Raw genomic sequence first — 21,801 nt, forward strand, 5'->3', positions numbered from 1 at the left:
ATGTGGTTCAGGGAATTATATCGGGCTGTTATCTATTTCCTGAACCACTCCCAAAACCCTTTTCAATTTCTCATCCTCATACTCGGGCTGCAAAAGCACTTTCAAACCTTTACTTTCCAAATTTCTTTCAAGCTGGCAGTTCATACGTACTATTTCCTTTGCATTACTGGCTTGTCCAAGTAAGGAATCTTCTGAAATTCCCAGGGTGCCAAAAAAATCGTTTTTACTTACAGAAATATCCTCATCTCCGTTGAATAGTTTGTTAAGTTGAGCAGAAGGAACAAATCTTTCATTTTCGGTATAATATTCCCATTGGGCTACTCCAGCGAGATCAAAAACCTGCTTAAACTTATCAATCTTATTCAACAGGGTCTGATTATACTCTTTAGCATGCTCATACAGCACCAGGATTTCCTGATTCTGCCGTGAGTTATCTTGTTTAGCTTCGTATAATTTGTAAATCGTCTTCACTTTGAGCAGTAAAAGGTCGGTATCTACAGGTTTAGTAATGTAATCAACTGCTCCCTGGTTGTAGCCTTTAATTATCATGTTAATATCAGTGTAATTGGCCGATAAAAATACAACCGCGGTATCTTTAGCTTTTTTAAATCCCCTGATATTTTCGGCTACCTCAAAGCCGTCTATTCCCGGCATTTGAACATCTAACAAGATCAGAACATACTGTTTCGATAATATTTTTCTTAATGCTTCTTCTCCTGAAAAAGCAGCATCTACCTGGAATCCATGGAATTCCAATACTTTTTGTAATGAATATACATTTTCAGGTACATCATCCACAATTAAAATCATAAATTATCTATTAAATGATTTGGTTCTTAGATCAGCTTAATTTTAAAATAACTCTACAACTCGGGAAATAGTGTAAAGGAGGAACATCAATATAAAATACTTCTCCCCCTGACAGTTCTCCAATGGTAAACGGCATATAAAACAAATTGTTTGCATCTTTAGCAGACAAGGATTTTTTTAATTCCTCAATAATAAAAGCTACACCTGATTGTAGAATATTAACATTCTCCAATTGCCGGTTTTTCTCTTTATGACCGTTTTTTCCACTCTGACGTCAAACCGGCTCTTCGTCGGTCCTTCGTCCGTTGTTCGTCGGTCCTCCGTCCGTCGTCTGCTCTCACTGGCTCCATGATAATATTTGCAAATTTTGCCTTACCTGATTAGTCAGATCCTTACTTTGCATTTTTATACAGCAGCTGCCAGTGTTTTTCCTGCTTGTAGAAGTTCTGCTGTGATACTGCGGGTATAGGCCTTTATTTCCTCTTTGAACTCTTCAACAGAAGCTCCCGATCTTATTTCCTCCAGTCGCTTTTCCCATTGACCCGTCAATTCAGCCTGCGCAATTTTCTTTTCTTTTACCACATCATAAACTGCCAAGCCTTTCTGCGTAGGAACCAAGTTTTTTTTCTCCCGGACCACATATTCGCGGGTTATAAGGGTTTCAATTATAGAGGCACGGGTTGCAGGTGTTCCTAAACCGCTATCTTTCATCGCATAACGCAATTCCTCATCCTCAATTTCTTTACCAGCTGTTTCAAGAGCTTTTAGCAAGGTAGCTTCTGTATAAAGCGATTTCGGTTTGGTCTGCTTTTCAACCAGCGCTTTATTTTCGATGGGCAGGTTCTCGCCTGCTACTACCTTAGGTAGTGAAGCATTCTCTTCATCCTTTTTTTCGTCATCCGGCTCATTATACACCGATCGCCATCCTGCAGATTTGATAACAGTTCCTGATGCCGTGAATTTAGATCCGGATTCTACAGTTATTTTGGTCAGATCTTTCAAACATTCCTTATGAAATGCTTCCAACATCCTGCCAACTACCATCTCATACACAGCTTTCAAATCCTCCCGCAAATACCCCGGATTCTCCCCAGTAGGCAAGATTGCATGGTGGTCGGTGACTTTTTTTGCGTTAACACTTCTTTTGTTGAGCGTAGTGGTCAATAAAAACTGAGCCTGCTTGCCAAAATCAGGATGATTGGTTTGTTTTTCGATCAGAGAAGGAATAGTGGCGAAAATATCGTCGCCAATATACCGGCTTCCTGTACGCGGATAAGTAACAAGTTTGCTTTCGTATAAATTCTGTAGGAGGCCAAGCGTCTGATCTGCAGTGTAGCCTTTCTTCTTATTGGCTTCCTGCTGAATACTACTCAGATCGTGCAATAGCGGAGGAGGCTCTTTCTTTGACTTTGCTTCCACATTTAAAATGTGACCACCAGCAGGGTGGCCTGATGAAACGTCCAGAACTTTGTCAAAGACCTCCTTTGCCTGTTCCTTATCCTTAAAGTTCTGAATGGAGACCGCTTTAAAAGTCTGCCCATCTTTGTTAAGCATAATAGCAACCTGAAAATAGGTTTGGGGAACAAAGTTTTTAATCTCGAGGTAACGGGAACAGATCATCGCCAGGGTTGGAGTCTGCACCCTGCCCAAAGACAATACCGATTTATTTCCAGCAGAAATACTTAATGCCTGTGTAGCGTTCATCCCGACTAACCAATCGGAAACCGATCGACAATGTGCCGAGCTGAATAAGGTATCATATTCTGTCCCTGGTTTAAGGTTTCGAAATCCATCCTTTATAGCTGCATCTGTTTGAGACGATATCCAGAGACGTTTGAATGGCTTTTTACATTTAAGGTAATGGTAGATGTAACGGAAGATCAGCTCCCCTTCCCTCCCGGCATCCGTTGCTACTATAATCTCGTCGGCTTCTTCAAAAAGCTTGTTAATAATATCGAGTTGTTTTTTTACAGAGGGATCATCTACTATCCCATCTTTCGTTTTAACCTTACGGATCGAAAGCTTAAAGCGTTCGGGTAACATCGGAAGATTTTGAACCCGCCATCCATAGTAACCATATTCCTGTGGCGGAGCTAATTGCAGCAGGTGACCAAAGGCCCAGGTGAAGGAATAATTTTTTCCTTCTATATATCCGTCCTTTTTCCCCGTAGCGCCAAAAACCTTTGCAAGTTCGCGGGCTACCGAGGGCTTTTCTGCTATCACTACCTTCATCTTTGCCTTAGCTTTTGTATTTTATTATAATAGAGCCAGCAAAGGTGTAACTTTTATCTCATTTGCGGGATAGGTGTTGAAAGTTTGAGACTTGTGATCTCTATCACTTTCTATCTTAACTCGCATCATTCCCCAGGGTGTATTTTATCGGAATCTTTGTATCGTTATGATTACGGAGGCTACTCTTAAAGATACCAAGTGCTACCATTGCGGTGCTGAGATAAAACAAACGACTTATAAGTTTGACGAAAAAGTATTTTGTTGTGCGGGTTGCGAGAGCGTTTATCAGGTTCTTTCGGCCGGAAATCTTTGTGATTATTATGCCTATAATAGTACACCTGGTAAGACTCAAAAAGTTAACCAGCAACAATATGCTTTTTTGGATGAAGAGTTCATCATAAAGGACCTTGTTGATTATAGGGACGATACAATAACCAAAATAACCCTCTACATTCCTTCCATTCATTGTAGTTCCTGCATCTGGTTGCTCGAGCATTTGTACAAATTGAATCAGGGAATCCTGCACTCAAGGATTGACTTCCTAAAGAAACAAGTGGCAGTGACTTTCAAGCACGGTGAAGTTAGCCTTCGACAGGTAGTGGAACTAATGGTTTCAGTTGGCTACGAACCTCTGATCAGTCTACAAGATGTAGTAAAAGAAAAACAAAGCTCTGTTAACCGTGATCTTATCAAGAGAATTGCTGTCGCAGGCTTATGCATGGGTAACGTTATGCTTTTCAGCTTTCCCGAATACTTCGGACTTTCAGCATTTGAGGAGCAATACAAAACCCTGTTCGGTTATTTAAATCTCGCTTTTGCAGTGCCGGCAACTTTATACTGCAGCCGTGAGTTCTTTGAATCGGCCTGGAGCGGACTAAAGAACAAACTCGTTAATCTTGATGCACCGTTAGCTCTGATTATAGCAGTTCTATTTATTCGTACCGTATTTGAAATACTTACACACACAGGAGCCGGTTTTTCTGATACACTGACAGGATTGATCTTCCTGTTATTGATGGGCCGTTGGGTGAAACAAAGGAGTTATTATCATTTATCCTTCGAACGTGACTACCGTTCATACTTCCCGGTAGCGGTTAGTGTAATAAAGAATGGGAAAGAAAAGGTTCAGGCAGTGGCTGACCTGGTTGTTACCGACAGGATGCTGATTCACAATAATGAGATAACGCCAGCGGACGCGATTCTGATGAAAACCGAAGCTTTCTTTGATTTCAGCTTCGTAACAGGAGAATCTGAACCAGTTAAAAAAGTAGCTGGAGAGGTTGTTTACGCCGGAGGACGACTGATAGGTGCAGCAGCGGAACTTGAGGTGATTAAACCTGTTTCACAGAGTTATCTCACCAGCTTATGGAATAATGAAACATTCTCTAAAAGTACAATAGAAGAGAACTTCAATGATACTATTGCCAAATATTTTAGCTTAGTAAGTTTCGTAATTGCCTTTGCAGCTGCTGGTTATTGGCTTTATGCCAATGATAGCAGCAAGGCTTGGGCAGCTTTTACCGCTGTGTTGATCGTTGCTTGCCCCTGCGTACTGTCATTAAGCACTCCATTTACTCTTTCTGCCTTACTCGGCGTGTTTGACAAAAACCAGTTCTATTTGAAAAACACCGATGTGGTTGAGAAACTTGCCAAAATTGACACAACTGTTTTTGATAAAACAGGAACAATTACAGGAACTAATGGGATTAGTTTGACTGGAGAATTGAACGATCTGGATAAAATTTATGTGGCATCAGTGGCACACAACTCCCTTCATCCCCTGAGTCGTGAAATTGTTAAATTTCTCAACCCAGACTCCTTTCTACCTGTAAGGGAATTTGAAGAAAAACCAGGAAACGGTATCGCGGGTTTTGTGAATAATACAGAGATTCGTTTAGGCAGTCATGCATTCGTTAATACTTCAGGAGATTACTCTGTGGATTCTTCAGTTGTCTATGTAGAAATCGACGGAACATATAAAGGATATTTTACTGTTGGTCAGCAATGGAGAGAAGGGCTATATGGGCTATTTTATGGATTAAGAAAGCTCACCGATCTCCATTTGCTTTCTGGAGATACAGATCAGGACAAACACACTCTTTATCATATTTTCCCTTATCCTGATCAAATGCATTTTCAGCAATCTCCGCACGAGAAACTGGAGTATATCAAAGATCTTCAAAGCCAAAATAAGCATGTGATGATGCTAGGTGATGGCTTGAACGATGCAGGAGCACTGAAACAAAGTGACCTCGGAATAGCGGTGACGGATAATATCAATAATTTCAGTCCGGCATGTGACGCTATTATTCAGGGAGAAGCAATGGTGAAACTTCCAAGATTTATCAGACTTGCCAAAAAAGCGATGATGACGATAAAGCTAAGCTTTGTAATCTCAGCCTCTTATAATCTTGTTGGAGTATACTTTGCTGTGCAGGGCACGCTATCTCCACTCACTGCAGCCGTACTAATGCCTTTAAGTACCATTACGATCATCGCATTTACAAGTGTGTGTACAAGGTACTTTTCCGGACAACTAAAATTAAGGAAAGCGTAGTTGCAAATTTAAATTTAAAAAGATGGGTATCATATATTTTCTAATTGGCTGTAGTATAGCAATTGCCCTGATTTTCCTTTCAGCCTTCTTTTGGGCGATGCGAACAGGACAGAACGATGATATGCATACGCCGGCAATGCGCATTTTATTCGAAGACGATGCTCCGAAGAGCTCAGATGAAAAGAAATGAGCATTACCGGATATAGAATGAATAAGACACTTGATTGATGGTTAGTTAGAGGTAACAATAAGAGGAAGCCCCCATGGCACCTCTTACTCGTTGCCCAAATTAATCAGAATGAAATAAAAATACTCCCCTTCAATTCCCGCTTGACATGAAGCGGTAGATTTGAAGGCTAGGAACCAGTACTTGATTGATGGTTAGTTAGAGGTAACAGAGAGGCTGTTCTCCCATAGATAAGCCCTCTGCTCTGTTACCCAATCAAAATGCACCTATTAAACCTTCCCCCCCCTCTTAATAATGTTTTAACCAACTTTTGAGTAAGTATTATCAATTCTAAAACATCAACTAATTACACCACCAATAGCCTATACCAAGCTAACACACAAACCCTTACATCAATTAAAACCTTCCTATCCTCCTTAACCATTGCTACTTGAACAGAACCAATGTCAGTGCATAAAGAGTGAAATGTGACGAATGTCACACTTCTCAGCCACCTATATCATTCGCTACCCTGACCGTCGCAGCTAATTTTGGAGAAGGAAATACTTCTATTATGCAGCTCGAAAAATTCAACTACGACAACAAGACAGTAAGAAATTTCGGCATTGCGACCATTATTTGGGGCATTGTGGGAATGACGGTTGGCTTACTGGTTGCCATGCAATTATTCAAACCGTCGATGAACCTGGGGAACCAGTACACTACATTCGGACGTATCCGTCCGTTGCATACCAATGCAGTAATCTTTGCTTTTGTTGGTAATGCTATATTTATGGGTGTTTACTACTCACTTCAACGCTTACTTAAAGCAAGGATGTTCAGCGATGCCCTTAGTAAAATCCATTTTTGGGGATGGCAATTGATCATTGTTGCTGCAGCTATTACACTTCCATTAGGTATTACAACCTCTCATGAATACGCCGAACTGGAGTGGCCAATAGATATTGCCATTACTTTGATCTGGGTTGTTTTTGGTATCAACATGTTTGGCACTATTATTAAAAGGCGCGAACAGCATATGTACGTGGCGATCTGGTTCTACATAGCAACCTTCGTTACTGTTGCCGTATTACACATCGTGAATTCATTTCAGCTTCCAATTTCTGCTTTTAAAAGTTATTACCTTTTTGCAGGTGTTCAGGATGCTTTGGTTCAGTGGTGGTACGGGCACAATGCGGTCGCATTCTTCCTTACTACACCTTATTTGGGAATGATGTATTACTACCTTCCTAAAATGGCCAACCGCCCTGTATATTCCTATAAACTGAGTATCCTTCACTTCTGGTCTTTGATATTCATTTATATCTGGGCTGGTCCCCACCATTTGTTGTACACATCATTACCTGGATGGGCACAATCATTAGGAGTTGTATTTTCTGTAATGCTTATTGCACCTAGTTGGGGAGGTATGATCAACGGTCTTCTTACCCTTCGTGGTGCCTGGGATAAAGTGCGGGATGATGCTATTTTAAAATTCATGGTAGTTGGCCTTACCTGTTATGGTATGGCAACATTTGAAGGGCCGATGTTGTCTTTCAAACAGATTAATGCTATTGCCCACTTCACTGACTGGATCGTAGCTCACGTACATGTTGGTGCTTTGGGATGGAATGGTTTCCTTACGTTTGCTATCTTATACTGGTTAGTTCCAAAGATCTATCAAACTGAGGTCTTCTCAAAGAAATTAATCAATACTCACTTCTGGTTAGGAACATTCGGAATCATCTTTTATGCGGTTCCTATGTACTGGTCGGGCTTCACTCAAGGTCTGATGCTGAAAGAGTTCACCCCTGAAGGAATGTTGAAGCATCCGGGATTCCTTGAAACGACCTTGCAGATAATACCAATGCATGTATTTAGGGCAATTGGAGGAGCATTTTATCTTGCCGGTGTTATTTTAATGGCGTATAACTTAACCAAAACAATGGTGCAGGGCAAACTTCTGGCAAATGAACCAGCGGAAGCAATGCCTCTACCAGCTGAGTTTATTCCACACAAGTCTGAAAGAACATGGCATAGAGTTCTTGAGCGTCGTCCAATGCAATTCATGGTACTTTCATTGATCGTTATCCTGATAGGTGGTATGATCGAAATGATGCCGACCTTCCTTGTATCTTCTAACGTTCCAACCATTGCAAGTGTAAAACCTTACTCTCCTCTTGAACTGCAGGGCCGGGATATTTATATCCGCGAGGGTTGTGTTAACTGTCACTCGCAAATGGTTCGTCCATTCAGGTCAGAAACAGAACGTTATGGAGAATATAGCAAAGCCGGAGAATTTGTTTACGACCATCCGTTCCTTTGGGGCTCCAAACGTACCGGTCCAGACTTGCACCGCGAAGGAGGTAAATATTCTAATGCATGGCATTTTAACCACTTGCTTGATCCAACAACTATGTCTCCCGGAAGTATCATGCCTCCATATCCATGGCTTATCGATCAGCAGTTAGACACAACTAATACTGTCGATAAGATCAATGCAATGCGTCAATTGGGGGTGCCATATGAAGAAGGCTTTGAACAGAAAGCAAATAAAAAATTGGCAGAGCAAGCAAAAATGATAGCCGATAACCTTGCAGCTGATAATATCAAAGTGAGAAGTGACAGCGAAATCGTTGCAATTATTGCTTACCTGCAAAGACTTGGAGTAGATATTAAAGCAGATGCTGCAGCAACAGCAAGTAACTAAATCAGACGTAGGAAGCTTGGGGCTCAAGCCTATATTTCTCGAGCCTTAAACTTCCGACATCAGAAGTAAAAAATAAATAGAACAATGTTCCGACAATTTATAGATAAAGTAGGTGGAAGCGATGTGTACCTTATCACCTCCCTTTGGATATTCCTGATATTCTTCATCCTGGTGGCCGTAATGCTATTTAAGATGAAAAAAGACCATATAAACTATATGAGTGAGCTCCCTTTAAACGATACGGAGGAAGAACAATGAGAAACTTTTTTTACACCCTTAGCCTACTTACACTAAGCACAGCGATTTTTGCCCAGGATCAGGCGGTCGCTGCCGATCCGGTTACTACTGTGAAAGACACCCCTGGATTTCTTGGTACAGGTGACGTTGCCCTGGACTTTCTCTGCGTGGCCGTAGCATTACTGGTACTAATACTTTTGCTGGTTTCTGTAGTCCTGTTAAACACCTTCAAAAAGCTTTCTAAAGAGCTAGCTAATCCGACTCCAGTAGACAATGAACCGCAACGGATGCTTGAATTTTACGAATGGGAAGCTTTACAAAAAAGCAAGCCAGGAATATGGAGTAAGTTATTAGGATTGAAGCCTTTGGAAGAAGAAAAAGACTTATTGTTGGATCATGAATTCGACGGAATCTCCGAATTAGACAATCCTACCCCTGCATGGTTCATGTGGTTATTCTATGCTACTATCGCAATAGGAGCAGGATATCTTTTCACCTACCATTTCTCCGGTTGGGGCAAGCTTCAGGAAGAAGAGTATGTGATTGAAATGGACGAAGCCAAAGCGGCTAAAGATGCACTTCTAAAGGGGTCTGCTAATAATATAGATGAAAACACTGTGAAAGAAACTGTTGACAAGGCGGCTCTTTCATCTGGTGCTGTGGTTTACAACGCAAACTGTGTAGCTTGTCACGGAGATAAAGGACAGGGCGTAGTTGGTCCTAATCTAACTGACGAATATTGGTTGCATGGTGGAACTATTAACAGCGTATTCAAAACAATTAAATATGGTGTTCCTGATAAAGGGATGGTTTCCTGGGGTAAATCTTTAAGTCCGAAGCAGATTTCTGACGTATCCAACTACATCAAGTCATTAAAAGGATCAAACCCAGCCAATCCTAAGGCTCCTCAGGGAGAAAAAGAGGGCTAAGCATCCCTCCCGCTGAGTTTATGACGCGGCCTAAAATAAGGAAAAACAAGAACTGTAAGTGTGACAAGAACTCTCATTTAGAAGATTAGGGGGCGATATGGAAGTAACATTCAGAGACAGAACATCAACAGTTACTGAGGATGGTAAAAATAGACGGTGGATCTATCCAAAGATCATTAAGGGCGCATTCTATCGTTACCGTACCTGGTTAAGCTACGTATTATTAACCTTGTTATTTACAGGGCCATTTATTAAGCTTAACGAAGAACAGTTGATCCTGCTGAATATTATCGAAAGAAAATTCGTATTCTTTGGAGTCGTATTTCTACCCCAGGACTTTTACATCTTTGTTTTAGCCAGTCTTACATTCCTTGTATTTGTTTTGCTTTTTACATTGGTTTTTGGGCGGGTCTGGTGTGGCTGGGCCTGTCCTCAAACTATCTTCATGGAAATGCTCTTTCGTAAGATCGAAATTTGGATAGAAGGAGATGCTTCAAAGCAAAAGAAGCTGAACGCATCCCCTTTAACCGGCGAAAAGCTATTTAAGAAAAGCCTGAAACACAGCATCTTTATTGTTCTTTCTTTTCTCATCGCCAACATATTTCTGGCTTATATTATAGGCTCCGCTGAAGTCTTAAAAATCATTAACGAACCTATTACTCAGCACATTGCCGGCTTCATTTCTATAGTCATTTTTACTATCCTTTTCTATCTTGTTTTCTCGAAATTAAGGGAATTGGTATGTGTAGTAATCTGTCCTTACGGTCGGCTACAAGGCGTATTACTCGATAGTAAAAGTCTTGTTGTAGCATACGACTATATAAGAGGCGAGCCAAGGGGAAAAAGAAAAAGAAATAACCCTACACCAGACAAAGGAGATTGTGTTGACTGTGATCTTTGTGTGCAGGTATGCCCCACTGGTATTGACATTCGCAACGGTACCCAGCTGGAATGCATAAACTGCACCGCTTGTATTGATGCCTGCAATTCTGTTATGCGTAAGCTAAATCTGGCGGAGGATCTCATCGGGTTTAAATCGGAAGAGAACATCAAAGCCCAGCAGGAGTTCAGGTTCGGAAAAAGGATCTATGGTTACGCTGCTATCCTCTTGGTTATGGTGACAGCAACGGCAACTTTGATTATTCGCCGGACTGACATAGAAACAACAGTTCTGAGAGCAGGAGGTACTTTGTATCAGGAAAGGGATAATGGTACTGTAAGTAACCTCTACAACGCAGAACTGGTAAATAAGACTTCAAAGGCGCTTCAATTCTCCCTTGAGCCTAACCAGGCAAATTGCCAGATTCAGATTATAAACAAAGAGAACAAAATAGGAAAAGGAGAAAGTGTTAAAATAACCTTCTTTGTTATTAAACCGAAAAAGGATATAAAAGAATATAAATCAACAGTTTCACTTAAAGTAATATCCGACGGAAAAGTCCTGGACAAAGTTGAAACTACATTTATTGCACCACCAAACATTTAAGCTTATGAACTGGGGAAAGAAATTAATATTCGTGATGGTTTTGTTTATGTCGTTCATTGTATTTCTGAGTGCAAGAATGATTTTAAGTGACAACGACGATCTAATTGAAAAAAACTATTACGAAGATGGACTTAATTACGACAAAGAATATAACGCTCATAAACGTGCATTAAAAGACTCCGTGATTCCGGAGCTTGATATTAGAACGGATGGTATTCACGTTAGCTTTCCTTGCGAAGTGGAGTATAAAATAAACAGTAAATGCATGGCCAATGCAGGGAAGGATCGTTTGTACAAAGGAACTACGAGTGGCAAAGCTTTATTAATCCCTGCCGCTGACCTTAAGCAAGGGGAATGGATCTTAAACTTCCAGTACTCAGCAGCAGGAAAAGACTACCAGATTAAAAAAGAAATAATAATGCCATGAGTTACCAGGCGCTAGCTTTCTTTACCGGGTTATTTGGGAGTTTGCACTGTGTGGCTATGTGCGGCCCACTATTAATGGCTATCCCTTTTCAGGGAATGTCTTTATTCTCAGTACTGATTCAGCGTCTTTCTTACCAGGCCGGAAGGGTGATGGTTTATACAAGTATTGGACTTATAGCCGGATTGATTGGTAAGCAATTCGACCTATTAGGATGGCAAAAAGGATTAAGCGTCTTTTCCGGTTTGATCTTAATCCTGCTTGCCCTTCCGTATTTTTTCCCCGAAAAAATAAGATTTAAAACACAGCTTAAACTAAAGTTTAGCCAGCCTCTTGCCTTGCTACTAAACAAATTTTTAAATAAACCATATGGAGGATTAATTGCCGGCGCTTTAAATGGACTACTTCCCTGCGGAATGGTATATATGGCTGTTGCCGCATCTTTAAATACAGGCTCTGCCGAACAAGGTGCTAACTTTATGTTCTTTTTTGGACTTGGTACCACCCCTTTAATGATTTTAACAGCAATTGCCCCCCTCATCTTTAGAAAGAAAATTAGATTCAGTGCGATAACTCCGTTTCTATTCATCCTGATAGGTTGTTGGTTGGTGATTAGAGGGAGCAACCTAGCGCTCCCGTTTATACACCAGGAACACTCAACAGAGGTACCTAATTGTAAATAGTGACCGAAGCAGATCTTAAGATCTTTTCAACAACTCCTCCACCACTGAAGGAACACCAACGCTTGCTTTCTCTGCAACTGTACGGAGCTTAGGTAGATAGACATCAGGAACTTTAGGATCAATAAGAATTTTTTCTGCGTCAGCCGGTACAAAATCGGATAGACCGGCAGCCGGATATACATTTAAAGAAGTGCCTAAGATGATAAAGATATCAGCCCGGGAACAAATTTTAGCAGCAGGTTCAATCATCGGCACAGGTTCTCCAAACCAAACAACGTGTGGGCGTAATTGGGAATTTAAAGCACACTTCTCTCCCATCTTTAATTCCCATCCTTCTATATCATAAAGTAAATTAGGGTTTTTGGAAGATTGGGCTTTAGTAATGATACCATGAAGATGAACGACATTACTTGACCCTGCTCGTTCATGAAGATTATCTATATTTTGAGTTATTATAGTAACAGCGTACTTTTCCTCAAGCTTTGCTAAAGCATAATGAGCTGGATTGGGCTCGGCCTCCAGGACCGCCTTTCTCCGCAGGTTATAAAACTCCTGAACCATCTCTGGATTTCTTCTCCAGGCTTCCGGTGTTGCTACATCATATACGTTATAACCTTCCCATAATCCATCAGCATCCCGAAAGGTTTGAAGACCGCTTTCTGCAGAAATTCCAGCCCCTGTTAATATTACAAGATTTTTCTTCATGACCATAATAGCTCGTAGCAACAAATGTACAAAAGGAATTTGCTATAGATTGTTCATCCCTATGTAATCTCAGACCAAAATCGTACACATCTCATATCTAATATCTATTTTTGCCGCCGTTTGGAGTTTTTCCATTCTCTTATTTTTCAACATGAGTGACAGATTTAAAAGAATATTTCTTGGACTTAGTATAGTAGTTCCCTTCCTGATCTATGCCCTTTATTATTATGGTATGATGGTTAAAAATGCACCGTATAAGTTTGCAGAGTTTGAAGAACTAACATTAAAATATGGCTTGGGGGATAGTTTAGCGAACAGCTATAACTCCAGGACGATGGAGTATCAATATCTTAACGAAAGCGATTCTATAGTGAGGAAAAAGGTTAAGTTAACCAAAGATGATCTCCTCTATTTGCACAGGAAAGCTGCGGATCTTGGTTTTTGGAACTTTCCTGAGAAAATGGAAGGAAACTCTGAAGCAACCGGAACAGTTCAACCCCACTACTATCTCGAGTTCAAATACCAAAGGAAAACTAAACATATAGACTTTGACGTTGATTATGCAGGAAAGCCAAAACTCAAAGATGCTGTGAGGCAACTAATTACAGTTGTTGATGAACGGATAAAGACTGCAGAAAATCGGTAAGATTCATGAGGTCTGTACGATTATTTCCTATAGCTCTACTACTTGTCTTTATTTTACTAGTAGACTTTTACGCTTTTCAAGGTCTCGAACCACTGTTAATAAAAACAGGTAGAACCACTAAAGACGCAATCTTTGGCATTTATTGGGGCACCACTGGCCTGATTTTAATTTCATTTCTCTTCACTTTACGAAGGGCTCTGAAAATTGCCAAACTTACTACAGCTTTAAAGAACTGGATAAATGCCTTACTGGTCAACTTTGTAACCAAACTGGTTTTTGTCCTTTTGCTTTTTTTCCAAGATATATTCCGACTTGTTGCCAGTGTATTCCGGGGAGGAATTATGCCGGCAAGAAATGAGACGGTGATTTTTATTGGCCTTGCCCTGGCTTTACTTATTTTTCTTGCCTTTCTACACGGCGTAACGCTGGGTAAGTACAATTACAAAGTGCATAAACTAGATCTGTATTTTGATGATCTTCCCGAAGCTTTTCAGGATTTTAAGCTCGTACAGATCTCCGATGTTCATGCCGGAAGTTTTGATAATGCTTCGGCTGTAGAAAAAGGGATCAAGTTAATAAACAGTCAGGAGCCTGATCTTTTCGTTTTTACTGGAGACCTGGTTAATAATCAATCTGAAGAGATATTACCATGGATAGGCAAGTTTGGTCGTATAACGGCAAAGTATGGGAAATATTCTGTTCTGGGCAATCATGATTATGGTGATTATATCCAATGGAATAATCACCACGAGAAGGCTATAAACCTTGAGCATCTAAAAAAATACCATGCGGATATGGGATTTGAATTACTTCTGGACCAACACGCTCTAATTAAGAAAGACGGCCAGGAAATTGCTTTACTAGGAGTAGAAAACTGGGGATTAGGATTTGGGCAGAGGGGAGATATTAAAAAAGCTCTATCAGGAGTTGATCCAAATGACTTTAAAATCCTTTTATCTCATGATCCTACCCATTGGCAAAGTATCATCAAGGACCTTCCTGTAAAAATTCATCTAACACTTTCAGGACATACGCATGGAATGCAGTTTGGAATAGAAGCCCTTGGGATAAAATGGAGCCCTGTTAAATATCGGTACCCTCACTGGGCTGGATTAGCAGAACATAATAAGCGTTACCTCTACATTAACCGGGGCTTTGGTTTTTTAGGTTTTTCAGGAAGAGTAGGGATCTGGCCGGAAATAACGGTAATAACTTTAAAAAGATCTGAGCCATAATCAAAGACCTTTTTCGACCAGATACTTCCAATATCTTTTTGGAACATGACGCAAATGCAGCTTTGTATTCTTCCTTTCCTCAATATTAACATGTTGAAAGTAATCCTTCCAGAGTGTTTGATAAAGCTCCTCCGATTCTTCAAAGACTGAACTATCTCCTTTAGCTTCCTTGATCTCGGAGGTAGCAAAAGTGATCTCTTCAACGTTTTCCAGATTGTAGTATATCCCGTATTTCCGTCTTAAGTCATAGATTATCCAAACCTGGTCGGCATACCTCTTTTGAAAATGGTCTACGAGCAGGGGTAAAACATTGAAATCCGGATCAATTTCTGCAAAGTAGATATTATCCTTAGTTAATTTAAAACGGACAAAAGCCTCCATCCGATGCCTCTCCCTATATACCATTTTCGCTACCTGACTCACTCTTAAAACGTCTGGATTTGCAAATGCCTTATCAGCCTGTTTAGTAGAAAAAGCGAGTTGAATAAACCTTAATAGGCTATTCTCTATTCCCGGAATCTCTGATAGATAGCAGCAATAGATGTTTTTACAGGATGCGACCGGCAATTGCTTCAATAAACCGTTCCATACCCGTTCAGCCTTTTTATTATCGGTAAATACTTCGAATCTCCCAGCAAATGCTTCTGGCATGTACAAGGTTTCCTTTAATATGGAAACCTGTTTGAGTTTTCTTTCATACACATCAAAAACAGCGGATAGGAAGCCGTACCAGGAACCATCATAAGTAAGATTAACCATTAAAAAAGACTTAGTTGTGGAGTAACCGATTTTAAATACTTACTTTGAGAAGAGGCAAGTATAAATTGCTTTATCTGACTCTCTGAATAGGTCTTCCGTTCAAATTGAGAACTATTACATGTAATGAAGTACCGTGCCCGGTTCAAGGCTACTCCTATTTTCTTTAGATGCTCCCAGTTCAGCCTTTGGAATTTTCTGGCCTCCACAATCCTATTGGCAGATTGTAGCCCTATTCCAGGAACGCGAAGAATCAGCTGAAGGTCTGCTTTATTGATATCTATAGGAAAGTGTTGAAGATTTCGTAGAGCCCACCCTAGCTTGGGATCAATATCAAGATCAAGATTTGGATGTTCATTGGTTAAGATCTCCTGTACTTTGAACCCATAAAAACGCAATAACCAATCAGTTTGATAAAGCCTGTTTTCACGAATAGTTGGAACAGCCGAACTTAGGCCAGGTAAACGGCTATCATTACTTATTGGGACATAACCGGAATAATAAACACGCTTAAGATTGAAGTTCCGATAGAAGTTGTTAGCGGTAAACATGATATCCTTATCTGATTCTTTGGAGGCACCAATGATCATTTGAGTACTTTGCCCTGCAGGAGCAAATATCGGAGCCTTTTTGAACAGCTTTTTCTCCTCCCGGTTCTGTATGATCTCCTCTTTTAGGTAGTTCATTGGTTGGATCATATCCTTTCTGTCCTTATCAGGAGCAAGGAGTTTCAATCCCTGCTCGGTTGGGATCTCAATATTCACGCTGAGGCGGTCGGCATATAAACCAGCCTCGTGCATTAACTCGTCGCTTGCCCCCGGAATTGACTTAAGGTGAATATAACCATTGAATTTGTGCTCGGTACGAAGTTTTTTGGCTACCCGGACCAACCTCTCCATCGTATAGTCGGCATTCTTGAAAATGCCCGAGCTTAAAAATAGTCCTTCAATATAATTTCTACGATAAAAACTAATGGTTAGGTCAACGACTTCCTCAACAGTGAAAGCTGTTCGCTTTATGTCGTTACTTTTCCTCGTCACACAGTAGGCGCAATCATAAATACAGAAATTTGTGAGAAGTATTTTTAGAAGTGATACACACCGGCCGTCCTCTGTATAGGTATGACAAATTCCATTGCCCGTGTCTCCTAGACCTTTGTTATGATTTTTTCGATTGCTTCCGCTAGAAGAGCAGGAAACATCGTATTTAGCCGCATCTGCTAGTATTTGCAATTTCTCTCTTATCCTCTCCGACATAGATCAAAAATACTAAATTAATTAGCAAAGAAGAAATCAAAACCTGTCTTCATTTTGTTTATTTAAATGAGGGAAAAGGCAATATTTTTTTAACTTGCCAGAACAGTTGGCGCAGTTTCCTGGCCTTTTTACCCCGAAGTATTTAACATGAAGCAAACCAGGGAGATAAAGAATTTCATATACAGTCAATATTTTACAGACGGCCTCCGAATTACATTCGGCGTGCTTTTGCCTCCATTGATCTTTTCTCAGTCAGGACATTTAGATGAAGGAATTACCGTTTCTTTGGGAGCAATTACAACCAGTATTCCTGATACTCCTGGCCCGGTTGTTCATAAAAGAAATGGAATGATGGCAAGCATAGCATTTATGCTGCTTACCGGTTTGCTTACAGGGCTTATTAACCATTCTCCTGTACTCGTTGCCATTGAGATCCTCTTTTTATCGTTTTTTTATTCCATGTTCAATGTATATGGCAACAGAGCTTCTTCTGTGGGAACAGGGGTTTTGATTGTCATGATATTAAATCTTGAAAGAGAATTTCAGGTAGTAGAACTTTTCCAATATTGTGGTTTTTTACTATTGGGTGGGGTATGGTATATGGGGCTTAGTATAGCGATTTCAATGATTCAACCATATAGGGTGGCACAGCAGGCATTAGGAGAATGCATTGAAAAAGTTGCTGACTACCTAAGGCTGAAGGCCCGTTTTTATAATCCCTCTACCGATCTTGACCTGAATTACAAAAAGCTGGTTGAAAAGCAGATCGACGCTCATCAACAGCAAGATGTAGTACGCGAAATCCTTTTTAAAAACAAATTCATAACCAAAAACCCATCAGACACCGCACGCCTCCTGGTCCTGCTATTTTCTGATATTGTAGATCTCTTTGAACAGAGCATGGCTACGCATTATGATTATAAAGCAGTAAGAGAAAGATTTGAAGGTACATCGGTCTTACGTGAGTTTCAAACCATTATTCAAAATATTGGAGATGAGTTAGAAAACCTTGGACATGCAGTTACGGCCAATGAACGCCCGAAACAGCTCCACAACTTTCAAAATCAACTGGAGCAATTGAAGTACCATATTGATATGGTAGACAATAATCTCATCTTAAAAAAGATACTCATTAACGTCAGAAATATAGTTAACCGAACTCAGGCTATCTATGGATACTTTAGAGAAAAATCGGTAGGTAATATTAAAAAGGGAACCGAGAAAGACCTGGACAGGTTTGTATCTCGTCAGGCCATAGATCCTAAATCCTTTGTTGATAATCTAAGCCTCAAGTCAAATAATTTCAGACATGCGTTACGGGTTTCGATAGTTTGCGTGGTGGGTTATATTATTTCTACTTTGATTGGCGGTAGTCATAGTTATTGGGTTTTGCTTACTATCGTAGTGATTCTTAAACCTGCCTTCAGTTTAACTAAAGAACGTAATTACCAGCGCTTAATCGGAACTTTTATTGGAGGAATAGTAGGAGCGCTCGTCATCTACTACGTGAAAGACCATACGCACCGCTTTTTAATTATGCTGGTCTTCATGATTGGAGCTTACAGTTTTCAACGATTAAATTATGTGGTCACTGTTCTGTTCATGACTCCTTTTATTCTTATAATGCTAAGCTTTATAGGTTATGGTAGCCTTAAGGTAGTTGAGGAGCGAATAATAGATACCTTTATCGGTTCTTTTATTGCGTTAATTGCCAGCTACTTTGTTTTTCCTGCGTGGGAGTATTTTCATCTCCGTTCGCATATGCGAAAACTTCTTGTTGCTAACTATCATTACCTTGCCGAGATCGCTTTAACTTTTATGGGGAAGGAACTTAATGTAGTAGATTATAAACTTGCCAGGAAAGAGGTTTATGTACAATCGGCTAACATGGGTTCTGTGCTTCAACGTATGCTATCAGAGCCAAAAGACAAACAGATGCACGTAAGCGAGGTGAATAATTTCATAGTGTTAAACCACAGCCTTTCATCTTATATTGCAACCTTAGCTACCTACATTAAAGCTGATGAAAGACAATTGATCAACCCGGTGCATGTGAAAACTTTAAGAAAAGCTTTGTTTCATTTAAGTGAGGGCATCGTTCGGATGCAGTCTGATGATAATCAAAGCGCCTTAAAAGAAGTTGATTTGAAGGTGCCGGATGCTGGGTTGAAAATTATTGAAGAAAGCCCTGATTCCAACTTAATTACTGAACAACTGAATTTTATCAGCAAAGCCTCGTCAGATCTTTTGAAGATTATCCAAAAAGTTAATGGTGAAATAGAAAATCCACATTCCGAAAAAGCGGTAAGCACCCAATTAATTTAATTTCTCAAAGATCAGGTAAGGGCAGGTATTCTTGAAGGAAATTATTAGTATGTTCTAAAGCTTAATAGTTCACTATTATCCGCGATATCCCCTCAATTACTTATTGGTCGTGTGTGCACTCACTTATTGCTTTACTGTATAAGGTAAGTTGCATTTTATTTTGATGTAATAAAAGTTTCAGGAACTTATGGAGAAGACCCTAATTCCGCATCTCATTATTATAAAACCTAAAGCAATGGCAGAATTAAATTCTTCAGCTGGAAGCCTCAGAGGCAAAGGCCGTACTTCAACTTTATCCCCAAAAGTGGACATGACCCCAATGGTAGATCTTATGTTCCTGTTAATTACCTTTTTTATGCTTACGACATCGTTAGCCAAACCCTTTATGATGCCTCTAGCTATGCCAGTGAAAGCTAGCCCAGGAATGGAAATAGCTGACAGCAGAACCATGAATCTATGCATTGGAAAAGATAATAGAATTCAGTGGTACATGGGAAAAGCGGAAAATCCATTAACCGCTCCGGAGGTTACTAGTCTTTCTACCGAGGGATTACGTGAAGTTTTGAAGAGCCAGAACCAGAGCGTTCAAGGATTAACCGGCAGTAGGGAAAAAGGTGTAATTGCTTTAATAAAGCCTACTGACAGATCGAACTATAAAAATCTGGTAGATGTCCTTGATGAATTAAAAATTACCGGAATAGAAAACTATATGATCGTAGGGACCATGCCAATAGACATTGAAAGAATGAAAAGATCAGCTATCTATTAATTATATTTTAAAAGGACCAGAGCATTTATCTGGTCCTTTTTATATCATATGATTTTAAAACAAGTTATTGCTGGTCTTTCAACCTTTTATCCAGATCTATCTCTGAATTTGTTTTATCCAGGTTCTCACGAAAATTCTCTTTGATATTTTCTGCATTATACTGAACCTGATCTCTTCCCATATCTCCTTTAATTCCCGCGTCAAAAGCAATTTGCTCGCTTCCTGGAAAATTATCCCCAAGTAAATTTTTAGTAACAGGAGCATCGCCTTCGTTTAAGGGATCAGGATTGTTATCAGGAATGCTTTTTTCGAGAAAGTTACTTACTCCTTCCTCCTGAGCAGGCACGTTATTAAGAACTTCATCCTGGTCGTCAAAATCCGGGCTGTTTTCGTCTTCAATTCTCGTCACCAGATCATTGCTATTCAATTGCTCCTGCTCGTCGAGTGATGTCGGTTGCTCCGGCTGATCGGCTCCGTAACCTTCATCTTCCAAATAATCATCTTTATCTATCATAGGGATGTATTTATACTTTTAATGAATTTGAAAACTATCGTTCTATGATCCTGCTCCTAAAACGCCTGGTTGAACTTGGGGGATTCGAGGAAATTCTGCTTCGATAAGCTTTAACTGTTTCGTCTATATTAATAGCTCCAGTTCTATCAAGAATTTCTGCTGCCCTTTCGGCTTCTGCGATGGATAACTTACTAACAAGCACAACTGGATATTTCCGGCCATCGTTGGAGTTGAGCCAACTGGATTCATCAGAACTGAAAAGGTTTGAAAAGAAACCGCTGATTCCTTCTTTCTCATTCAAATTGCCTTTGGCAATATCTTCCTGATCACGGAAAACGATTTGTACTTCTCTCCTATTAAAGCCGTTTTCTATTAAATGGTTTTCTGCAAGCTCAGCTTCTCTTCTTGACTGAAAAACACCTGCTACAGATTGCCGCCTAACCTCGTCACTTTCATAGCTACCTGTATTATGAGTGGAAACAAGGGGCCTTTCATCTGTCACTCCGTGCTCTCTTAATGATGGGGCAGAATGGTCCCGATTATCTGTTATTAAATTTGCAGATGATTTTTTCCCTGAGTTGAAATTACGAAAGGTATTAATGATAATTTCCTCAGTTTTAACAGTAAGACTGCTACGGTCGTAATTTGGTAAAGAACTGAGTTCATTAGCTGAAAGACCTGGATATACTACGTTTTTGTAAACTTCGTCTAATTCGGCATATTCTAAAGGCAGAAGTATTCTCCTTCCCATCATATACAATTCGTTTCCATCAGTGTCGAGTATAAAATACTTCACTTTTTGGGCCTTTGTATCAAGGATAAGATCGTTCACTTTACCAAGTATCCTACCAAAATCGTTTTTTACTATCCAGCCTCTTATGTCTGGTTCACCGGGAGCCATTTCATATTTACTACTGCCCAGTTCTCTGAAGTGCGCAATATGATTATTGTCAGCCATAATTTTCTTATTAGGTTTTACAAGAAAAGGTTGAATGAAAGGTCTTACGATACCCTTCATTCAAAACTTTATTTATTGATCCTGTCAGGTTATATTAAAAGTGCAACTGTCCCGACTGATAATACATGTATAAAAAGTATAAAGCCACAGCCAGTATAAGTAATACAATAAGCCAAAGCCATCCAGTGCTTCTGCGCTTACGTTGAACGTGTAATTCTGCCATTGTTGTTTTTTAGCTTTTAATTGTACAAAAGTTAGCAAATCACTATATTGGCCTATAGAGCTATTATCATACCAAAATCAGGATCTTTCGCCTTTTTAATTCTCAAGGAACTTTCTGCAATGCCTTATCGTAGAAGGAAGGGATAAAAAAGCGATGAAATCGCGAGATAGGTATTTATTA

20 protein-coding genes are annotated in these 21,801 nt (G+C 40.0%); 12 read left to right on the forward strand and 8 right to left on the reverse strand.

Annotation, left to right across the window (positions count from 1 at the left end):
• Positions 1–15 precede the first annotated feature (15 nt).
• Together J4N25_RS27090 and J4N25_RS04620 are read right to left on the reverse strand one after the other, a co-directional pair.
• Positions 16–810 carry a response regulator gene (locus J4N25_RS27090; RefSeq protein WP_207420971.1) on the reverse strand — a complete coding sequence of 265 codons (795 nt, stop codon included), beginning with the start codon at positions 808–810 and terminating at the stop codon, positions 16–18.
• 405 nt (positions 811–1,215) lie between these two features.
• On the reverse strand, positions 1,216–3,042 hold the full coding sequence (locus J4N25_RS04620) for a DNA topoisomerase 3 (RefSeq protein WP_207420972.1): 1,827 nt from the start codon (positions 3,040–3,042) through the stop codon (positions 1,216–1,218).
• A gap of 166 nt (positions 3,043–3,208) precedes the next feature.
• On the opposite strand from J4N25_RS04620, the gene J4N25_RS04625 reads away from it, so the two are divergent.
• The 8 genes from J4N25_RS04625 (at position 3,209) to J4N25_RS04660 (ending at position 12,234) form a co-directional block, all read left to right on the forward strand.
• Positions 3,209–5,599 (forward strand): heavy metal translocating P-type ATPase, encoded by a 2,391-nt coding sequence (locus J4N25_RS04625; protein WP_207420973.1) that lies wholly within the window; start codon positions 3,209–3,211, stop codon positions 5,597–5,599.
• Positions 5,600–5,621: 22 nt separating this feature from the next.
• Positions 5,622–5,789 carry a cbb3-type cytochrome oxidase assembly protein CcoS gene (ccoS, locus tag J4N25_RS04630; protein WP_207420974.1) on the forward strand — a complete coding sequence of 56 codons (168 nt, stop codon included), beginning with the start codon at positions 5,622–5,624 and terminating at the stop codon, positions 5,787–5,789.
• Positions 5,790–6,339: 550 nt separating this feature from the next.
• Positions 6,340–8,475 (forward strand): cytochrome-c oxidase, cbb3-type subunit I, encoded by a 2,136-nt coding sequence (ccoN, locus tag J4N25_RS04635; protein WP_207421624.1) that lies wholly within the window; start codon positions 6,340–6,342, stop codon positions 8,473–8,475.
• An 84-nt stretch (positions 8,476–8,559) separates the two neighbouring features.
• Complete coding sequence (locus tag J4N25_RS04640) at positions 8,560–8,733, forward strand: hypothetical protein (protein ID WP_207420975.1); 174 nt, start codon at positions 8,560–8,562, stop codon at positions 8,731–8,733.
• Positions 8,730–9,641, forward strand: a complete 912-nt coding sequence (locus J4N25_RS04645) for a cbb3-type cytochrome c oxidase N-terminal domain-containing protein (RefSeq protein ID WP_207420976.1) — start codon at positions 8,730–8,732, stop codon at positions 9,639–9,641. Before J4N25_RS04640 ends, J4N25_RS04645 begins: the two co-directional genes overlap by 4 nt.
• A 97-nt stretch (positions 9,642–9,738) precedes the next feature.
• Positions 9,739–11,127, forward strand: coding sequence for a cytochrome c oxidase accessory protein CcoG (gene ccoG, locus J4N25_RS04650; RefSeq protein WP_207420977.1), 1,389 nt, complete (start codon positions 9,739–9,741; stop codon positions 11,125–11,127).
• Positions 11,128–11,131: 4 nt separating this feature from the next.
• On the forward strand, positions 11,132–11,554 hold the full coding sequence (locus J4N25_RS04655; RefSeq protein ID WP_207420978.1) for a FixH family protein: 423 nt from the start codon (positions 11,132–11,134) through the stop codon (positions 11,552–11,554).
• Complete coding sequence (locus tag J4N25_RS04660) at positions 11,551–12,234, forward strand: sulfite exporter TauE/SafE family protein (RefSeq protein WP_207420979.1); 684 nt, start codon at positions 11,551–11,553, stop codon at positions 12,232–12,234. The genes J4N25_RS04655 and J4N25_RS04660 overlap by 4 nt, the downstream gene beginning before the upstream one ends.
• A gap of 15 nt (positions 12,235–12,249) precedes the next feature.
• On the opposite strand, the gene J4N25_RS04665 is transcribed toward J4N25_RS04660, so the two are convergent.
• Positions 12,250–12,939 (reverse strand): SIR2 family NAD-dependent protein deacylase, encoded by a 690-nt coding sequence (locus J4N25_RS04665; RefSeq protein ID WP_207420980.1) that lies wholly within the window; start codon positions 12,937–12,939, stop codon positions 12,250–12,252.
• A gap of 151 nt (positions 12,940–13,090) precedes the next feature.
• On the opposite strand from J4N25_RS04665, the gene J4N25_RS04670 reads away from it, so the two are divergent.
• Together J4N25_RS04670 and J4N25_RS04675 are read left to right on the forward strand one after the other, a co-directional pair.
• Complete coding sequence (locus J4N25_RS04670) at positions 13,091–13,585, forward strand: hypothetical protein (protein ID WP_207420981.1); 495 nt, start codon at positions 13,091–13,093, stop codon at positions 13,583–13,585.
• A 5-nt stretch (positions 13,586–13,590) separates the two neighbouring features.
• On the forward strand, positions 13,591–14,820 hold the full coding sequence (locus tag J4N25_RS04675; RefSeq protein WP_207420982.1) for a metallophosphoesterase: 1,230 nt from the start codon (positions 13,591–13,593) through the stop codon (positions 14,818–14,820).
• On the opposite strand, the gene J4N25_RS04680 is transcribed toward J4N25_RS04675, so the two are convergent.
• Both J4N25_RS04680 and J4N25_RS04685 read right to left on the reverse strand, forming a co-directional pair.
• Positions 14,821–15,579, reverse strand: a complete 759-nt coding sequence (locus J4N25_RS04680) for a TIGR03915 family putative DNA repair protein (RefSeq protein ID WP_207420983.1) — start codon at positions 15,577–15,579, stop codon at positions 14,821–14,823. It abuts the gene before it with no gap.
• Positions 15,579–16,832 carry a putative DNA modification/repair radical SAM protein gene (locus J4N25_RS04685; protein WP_207420984.1) on the reverse strand — a complete coding sequence of 418 codons (1,254 nt, stop codon included), beginning with the start codon at positions 16,830–16,832 and terminating at the stop codon, positions 15,579–15,581. Before J4N25_RS04685 ends, J4N25_RS04680 begins: the two co-directional genes overlap by 1 nt.
• 147 nt (positions 16,833–16,979) lie before the next feature.
• On the opposite strand from J4N25_RS04685, the gene J4N25_RS04690 reads away from it, so the two are divergent.
• Positions 16,980–19,157 (forward strand): FUSC family protein, encoded by a 2,178-nt coding sequence (locus tag J4N25_RS04690; protein WP_207420985.1) that lies wholly within the window; start codon positions 16,980–16,982, stop codon positions 19,155–19,157.
• Positions 19,158–19,392: 235 nt separating this feature from the next.
• A complete protein-coding gene (locus J4N25_RS04695; RefSeq protein ID WP_207420986.1) occupies positions 19,393–19,926 on the forward strand; it encodes an ExbD/TolR family protein in 534 nt (177 codons plus the stop codon).
• A 64-nt stretch (positions 19,927–19,990) separates the two neighbouring features.
• On the opposite strand, the gene J4N25_RS04700 is transcribed toward J4N25_RS04695, so the two are convergent.
• From J4N25_RS04700 to J4N25_RS26895, 3 genes are all read right to left on the reverse strand, one after another.
• A complete protein-coding gene (locus J4N25_RS04700; RefSeq protein WP_207420987.1) occupies positions 19,991–20,440 on the reverse strand; it encodes a hypothetical protein in 450 nt (149 codons plus the stop codon).
• Between the two features lie 34 nt (positions 20,441–20,474).
• Positions 20,475–21,398 carry a PRC-barrel domain-containing protein gene (locus tag J4N25_RS04705; protein ID WP_207420988.1) on the reverse strand — a complete coding sequence of 308 codons (924 nt, stop codon included), beginning with the start codon at positions 21,396–21,398 and terminating at the stop codon, positions 20,475–20,477.
• Positions 21,399–21,492: 94 nt separating this feature from the next.
• Complete coding sequence (locus tag J4N25_RS26895; protein ID WP_255537078.1) at positions 21,493–21,621, reverse strand: hypothetical protein; 129 nt, start codon at positions 21,619–21,621, stop codon at positions 21,493–21,495.
• Positions 21,622–21,801 lie beyond the last annotated feature (180 nt).

This window comes from Desertivirga brevis (assembly GCF_017355835.1).

What these genes read in the sequence shown, in the direction of transcription:
- J4N25_RS27090 (WP_207420971.1), bottom strand. Translation starts at nt 810, where the DNA reads ATGATTTTAATTGTGGATGATGTACCTGAAAATGTATATTCATTACAA.
- J4N25_RS04620 (WP_207420972.1), bottom strand. Translation starts at nt 3,042, where the DNA reads ATGAAGGTAGTGATAGCAGAAAAGCCCTCGGTAGCCCGCGAACTTGCA.
- J4N25_RS04625 (WP_207420973.1), top strand. Translation starts at nt 3,209, where the DNA reads ATGATTACGGAGGCTACTCTTAAAGATACCAAGTGCTACCATTGCGGT.
- ccoS (WP_207420974.1), top strand. Translation starts at nt 5,622, where the DNA reads ATGGGTATCATATATTTTCTAATTGGCTGTAGTATAGCAATTGCCCTG.
- ccoN (WP_207421624.1), top strand. Translation starts at nt 6,340, where the DNA reads ATGCAGCTCGAAAAATTCAACTACGACAACAAGACAGTAAGAAATTTC.
- J4N25_RS04640 (WP_207420975.1), top strand. Translation starts at nt 8,560, where the DNA reads ATGTTCCGACAATTTATAGATAAAGTAGGTGGAAGCGATGTGTACCTT.
- J4N25_RS04645 (WP_207420976.1), top strand. Translation starts at nt 8,730, where the DNA reads ATGAGAAACTTTTTTTACACCCTTAGCCTACTTACACTAAGCACAGCG.
- ccoG (WP_207420977.1), top strand. Translation starts at nt 9,739, where the DNA reads ATGGAAGTAACATTCAGAGACAGAACATCAACAGTTACTGAGGATGGT.
- J4N25_RS04655 (WP_207420978.1), top strand. Translation starts at nt 11,132, where the DNA reads ATGAACTGGGGAAAGAAATTAATATTCGTGATGGTTTTGTTTATGTCG.
- J4N25_RS04660 (WP_207420979.1), top strand. Translation starts at nt 11,551, where the DNA reads ATGAGTTACCAGGCGCTAGCTTTCTTTACCGGGTTATTTGGGAGTTTG.
- J4N25_RS04665 (WP_207420980.1), bottom strand. Translation starts at nt 12,939, where the DNA reads ATGAAGAAAAATCTTGTAATATTAACAGGGGCTGGAATTTCTGCAGAA.
- J4N25_RS04670 (WP_207420981.1), top strand. Translation starts at nt 13,091, where the DNA reads ATGAGTGACAGATTTAAAAGAATATTTCTTGGACTTAGTATAGTAGTT.
- J4N25_RS04675 (WP_207420982.1), top strand. Translation starts at nt 13,591, where the DNA reads ATGAGGTCTGTACGATTATTTCCTATAGCTCTACTACTTGTCTTTATT.
- J4N25_RS04680 (WP_207420983.1), bottom strand. Translation starts at nt 15,579, where the DNA reads ATGGTTAATCTTACTTATGATGGTTCCTGGTACGGCTTCCTATCCGCT.
- J4N25_RS04685 (WP_207420984.1), bottom strand. Translation starts at nt 16,832, where the DNA reads ATGTCGGAGAGGATAAGAGAGAAATTGCAAATACTAGCAGATGCGGCT.
- J4N25_RS04690 (WP_207420985.1), top strand. Translation starts at nt 16,980, where the DNA reads ATGAAGCAAACCAGGGAGATAAAGAATTTCATATACAGTCAATATTTT.
- J4N25_RS04695 (WP_207420986.1), top strand. Translation starts at nt 19,393, where the DNA reads ATGGCAGAATTAAATTCTTCAGCTGGAAGCCTCAGAGGCAAAGGCCGT.
- J4N25_RS04700 (WP_207420987.1), bottom strand. Translation starts at nt 20,440, where the DNA reads ATGATAGATAAAGATGATTATTTGGAAGATGAAGGTTACGGAGCCGAT.
- J4N25_RS04705 (WP_207420988.1), bottom strand. Translation starts at nt 21,398, where the DNA reads ATGGCTGACAATAATCATATTGCGCACTTCAGAGAACTGGGCAGTAGT.
- J4N25_RS26895 (WP_255537078.1), bottom strand. Translation starts at nt 21,621, where the DNA reads ATGGCAGAATTACACGTTCAACGTAAGCGCAGAAGCACTGGATGGCTT.